Annotated in this window: 4 protein-coding genes; 1 reads left to right on the top strand and 3 read right to left on the bottom strand. The window is 74.4% G+C overall.

The annotated features are described in order from the left end of the window. Window positions 1–268 precede the first annotated feature (268 nt). On the top strand, window positions 269–400 hold the full coding sequence (locus FRZ03_RS40655) for a hypothetical protein (RefSeq protein WP_261399409.1): 132 nt from the start codon (window positions 269–271) through the stop codon (window positions 398–400). A 22-nt stretch (window positions 401–422) separates the two neighbouring features. On the opposite strand, the gene FRZ03_RS30370 is transcribed toward FRZ03_RS40655, so the two are convergent. The 3 genes from FRZ03_RS30370 to cobT form a co-directional block, all read right to left on the bottom strand. Further along, window positions 423–1,241: a TrmH family RNA methyltransferase gene (locus tag FRZ03_RS30370; RefSeq protein WP_146468297.1), complete on the bottom strand. Its 819-nt coding sequence runs from the start codon at window positions 1,239–1,241 to the stop codon at window positions 423–425. Window positions 1,242–1,329: 88 nt separating this feature from the next. Then, window positions 1,330–2,562, bottom strand: coding sequence for a uroporphyrinogen-III C-methyltransferase (gene cobA, locus FRZ03_RS30365; protein ID WP_146468296.1), 1,233 nt, complete (start codon window positions 2,560–2,562; stop codon window positions 1,330–1,332). 152 nt (window positions 2,563–2,714) lie between these two features. Further along, on the bottom strand, window positions 2,715–4,550 hold a 1,836-nt coding region (cobT, locus tag FRZ03_RS30360), incomplete at its 5' end, for a nicotinate-nucleotide--dimethylbenzimidazole phosphoribosyltransferase (RefSeq protein ID WP_146468323.1).

Genomic DNA, 4,550 nt, shown 5'->3' with positions numbered 1-4,550 from the left:
GTCGGGTTCCGCCGGGACGCGCCCGCCGGATCGCCGTACCGGGAAACGGCTATGCCGGCGCAGCTCCCCAGCTGCGCCGGCATGTGTGCCGTCCGCCGCACCCCCGTCCCCACGGGGTTTCATGGGTGGATGTCCCCGCCCGGACCGCTCTTCCGGGCCTGGGGTCGCCGCTCAGCGCCCCAGCATCGCACCCACGGACGACGCCTGTGTGGCCACCGTCTCCCAGCCGTCGAAGACCAGCAGGAGCAGGGCCGCCAGGGGAAGGGCCATGAGCGTCGCCACCAGCGGGTGGCGACGGCCCGTGCGGCACGCGCGGGTCGAGCCGCCGCGGGCGGCCGGGGACGCGCCGTCGCCCGGTGCCGGCTACGGCTCCCCGGCCGACCCCGGCACCGCCGGGTGACCGGTCCTCGGCGCAGGGGTCCTCAGGACCGCGGCCGGCCCGTCGCCACCGCGTAGAAGGCGACCGCGGCCGCCGCGCCCACGTTGAGCGAGTCGACGCCGTGGGACATCGGGATGCGGACCCACTCGTCGGCGGCGACCAGCGCCTGGGTGGACAGCCCGTCGCCCTCGGCGCCCAGCATCAGCGCCACCCTGTCCATCCGGTGCGGGGCGGCCTCGTCAAGGCTGCGGGCCTTCTCGTCCGGGGTGAGGGCGAGCAGGGTGAAGCCCGCCTCGCGGACCTGCTCCAGGCCCTTCGGCCAGTGTTCGAGCCGGGCGTACGGCACCGAGAACACGGCGCCCATCGAGACCTTGACGCTGCGCCGGTACAGCGGGTCGGCGCAGTCGGGCGAGAGCAGGACGGCGTCCATGCCGAGGGCGGCGGCCGAGCGGAAGATCGCGCCGATGTTGGTGTGGTCGTTGACCGACTCCATGACCACCACCCGGCGGGCGGTCCGCAGCAGTTCGGCGGCCGTCGGCAGCGGCTTGCGCTGCATGGAGGCGAGGGCGCCGCGGTGCACGTGGTAGCCGGTGACCCGCTCGGCGAGTTCGGGGCTCACCGCGTAGACCGGGGCGGGGAGTTCGTCGACGACGTCGCGCATGACGTCGATCCACTTGGCCGAGAGCAGCATGGAGCGCATCTCGTATCCGGCTTCCTTGGCCCTGCGGATGACCTTCTCGCCCTCGGCGATGAACAGGCCCTCGGCGGGCTCGCGCTTGCGGCGCAGCTCGACGTCGGTCAGGCCCGTGTAGTCGGAGAGGCGCGGGTCGTCGGGATCCTCGACGGTGATGAGATCGGCCACAGGGTGATACTGCCTTGTCCTGGGTGGGGTGCCAACGGCTGGGTGGGGGTGTGTTACCCGAGGTTACACGTGATCAGACGGTCTTCGGTCAGGGGGTGGGCTCCGGACCGACCGTGACGACCTCGCCGATGACGACGACCGCCGGGGGCTTCACGTCCTCGGTGCGCACGGTCTCGGCGACCGTGGCGAGGGTGGCGTCGACGCGGCGCTGCGCGGCGGTCGTGCCCTCCTGCACCAGGGCGACCGGGGTCTCGGGCGACCTGCCGTGCGCGATCAGCGTCCCGGCGATCCTGCCGATCTTGTCCACGCCCATCAGGACGACGAGGGTGCCCCTGAGCCGGGCGAGCGAGGGCCAGTCGACCAGGGAGCGTTCGTCGTCGGGGGCGACATGGCCGCTGACGACCGTGAACTCGTGGGCGACGCCCCGGTGGGTGACCGGGATGCCGGCCGCGCCGGGCACGGAGATGGAACTGGAGATGCCGGGCACGACGGTGCAGGGGATGCCGGCCTCGGCGAGCGCCTGGACCTCTTCCATGCCCCGGCCGAAGACGAACGGGTCGCCGCCCTTGAGCCGTACCACCGACTTGCCCTGCTTGGCGTGTTCGATCAGTGCGTTGTTGATGGCCTCCTGGGCCATGTAGCGGCCGTACGGGATCTTCGCCGCGTCGATCACCTCGACGTGCGGGGGGAGTTCGGCGAGCAGGTCGCGCGGGCCGAGCCGGTCGGCGATGACGACGTCCGCCTCGGCGAGCAGCCGGCGGCCGCGGACCGTGATCAGGTCGGGGTCGCCGGGACCGCCGCCGACCAGGGCGACGCCGGGGGTGCGGGTGCGGTGGTGGGGGGCGACGAGGGTGCCGTCGCGCAGGCCCTCGACGACCGCGTCCCGGATGGCGGCGGTGTGCCGGGGGTCGCGGCCGCGGGCGTCCGTGGTGAGGACCGCGACCGTGACGCCGGCGCTGGTGCCGGTGGCGGGTGTCCAGGCGGTGGCCAGGTCGGCGTCGTCGGCGCGGACGCACCAGACGCGCCGGTGCTCCGCCTCGGCGGAGGCGGCGGTGTTGGCCTCGGGGTCGCTGGTGGCGATGAGGGCGTACCAGGCGTCGGCGAGGTCGCCGTCCGCGTACCGCCGCCGCTGCCAGGTGATCTCGCCCGCGTCCGCCATCGCCTCGACGGAGGGGGTGGCCTCGGGGGAGACGAGGACGATGTCCGCGCCCGCCGCGACGAGGGCGGGCAGGCGGCGCTGGGCGACCTGGCCGCCGCCGAGGACGACCACGCGGCGGCCGGAGAGGCGGAGGCCTACGGGGTAGGCGGGGTGTTCGGCCATGGCGGGCTCCTCCGGGGGCGTTGTGGTGGCCCTGACGTGCGGATTTTACGGTGGCGTCGGCGGGGGACGGAGCGGGTGCCCGGGGACTGGGACGGGCGGCCGGGTGCGGCGCGGCACCGCACCCGGACCACCGCCCGGGGCTCCCTTGTCGGCTACTTCTCCGTCACGCCCGCCGAGTCGAACGTGGCCACCTCGTGCATCGCCCGGGCCGCGCTCTGCACCAGCGGGAGGGCGAGCAGGGCGCCCGTGCCCTCGCCGAGGCGGAGGTCGAGATCCACCAGGGGGCGCAGGCCGAGCTTGTTGAGGGCGGCCACGTGGCCGGGTTCGGCGCTGCGGTGGCCGGCGATGCAGGCCGCGAGGACCTCGGGGGCGATGGCGCGGGCCACCAGGGCCGCGGCGCCCGCGCTGACGCCGTCCAGGATGACCGGCGTGCGCAGGGACGCGCCGCCGAGCAGCAGGCCCACCATGGCGGCGTGCTCGAAGCCGCCGACGGCCGCGAGGACGCCGATCGGGTCGGCGGGGTCGGGCTGGTGGAGTTCCAGGGCGCGGCGGACCACCTCGGTCTTGCGCACCAGCGTCTCGTCGTTGATGCCGGTGCCGCGGCCGGTGACCTCGGCCGGGTCGGCGCCGGTGAAGACGGAGATCAGCGCGGCGGACGCGGTGGTGTTGGCGATGCCCATCTCGCCGGTGAGCAGCCCCTTGTTGCCGGCCGCAACCAGGTCGCGGGCGGTCTCGATGCCGACCTCGATGGCGGCCTTGGCCTCCTCGCGGGTCATGGCGGGCCCGGTGGTCATGTCGGAGGTGCCGCCGCGGATCTTGCGCGGCAGCAGGCCGGGGGTGGCGGGCAGGTCGGCGGCGACGCCGACGTCCACGACGCACACCTCGGCGCCGACCTGGGCGGCGAAGGCGTTGCAGACGGCTCCCCCGCCCAGGAAGTTGGCCACCATCTGACCGGTGACCTCCTGGGGCCAGGGGGTGACGCCCTGGGCGTGCACACCGTGGTCGCCCGCGAAGACGGCGACGGCGGCGGGCTCCGGGATCGGCGGCGGGCACTGCCGGGACAGCCCCGACAGCTGCGCGGAGATGATCTCCAGCATGCCGAGCGCGCCGGCCGGCTTGGTCATGCGCTTCTGGCGCTCCCATGCCTCGCCCAGCGCCTTGGCGTCGAGCGGGCGGATCTGTGCGACGGTCTCGGCAAGCAGGTCGTGGGGTTCCTCTCCGGGGAGGGCGCGGCGGCCGTATGTCTCTTCGTGCACCACCCAGGACAGGGGGCGACGCTTGGACCAGCCGGCCTGCATCAGCTCGGGCTCGTCCGGGAATTCGTCGACGTACCCGACGCACAGGTAGGCGATGACCTCCAGGTGCTCGGGCAGGCCGAGGGCGCGCACCATCTCGCGCTCGTCGAAGAAGCTGACCCAGCCGACGCCGAGGCCTTCGGCGCGGGCGGCGAGCCAGAGGTTCTCGACTGCGAGGGCGGCGGAGTACGGCGCCATCTGGGGCTGGGTGTACCGGCCGAGGGTGTGCCGGCCGCCGCGGGTCGGGTCCGCGGTGACGACGATGTTCACCGGGGTGTCGAGGATGGCCTCGATCTTCAGTTCCTTGAACTGCTTGGCCCGGCCCTTGGGCAGCGACTTGGCGTACGCCTCGCGCTGACGCACGGCCAGTTCGTGCATGGTGCGGCGGGTCTCGGCGGACCGGATGACCACGAAGTCCCAGGGCTGGGAGTGGCCCACGGAGGGCGCCGTGTGGGCGGCCTCCAGGACGCGCAGCAGCACCTCGTGCGGGATGGGGTCGTCGCGGAAGCCGTTGCGGATGTCGCGGCGTTCGCGCATCACTCTCAGGACGGCCTCGCGCTCGGCGTCGTCGTAGCCGGGGGCGGCCGGGCCGGTGGACCGGGGGGCCGGTGCCTGGTCGGCGGCGCCGGTCTGCGGTTCCTCCTGCGGCAGCGCCTCGGCTTCCCGGGGCGCGGGCACGGTGGCCTGCGGCGC

It is taken from the genome of Streptomyces misionensis, from assembly GCF_007896895.1.
Lineage (GTDB): Bacteria > Actinomycetota > Actinomycetes > Streptomycetales > Streptomycetaceae > Streptomyces > Streptomyces misionensis_A.
Note: the sequence above shows the minus strand (reverse complement) of the source record. Positions and strands in the feature narration are given on the sequence as shown.

Coding starts and splice junctions, on each gene's coding strand:
- FRZ03_RS40655 (WP_261399409.1), top strand. CDS start 269: ATGAGCGTCGCCACCAGCGGGTGGCGACGGCCCGTGCGGCACGCGCGG.
- cobA (WP_146468296.1), bottom strand. CDS start 2,562: ATGGCCGAACACCCCGCCTACCCCGTAGGCCTCCGCCTCTCCGGCCGC.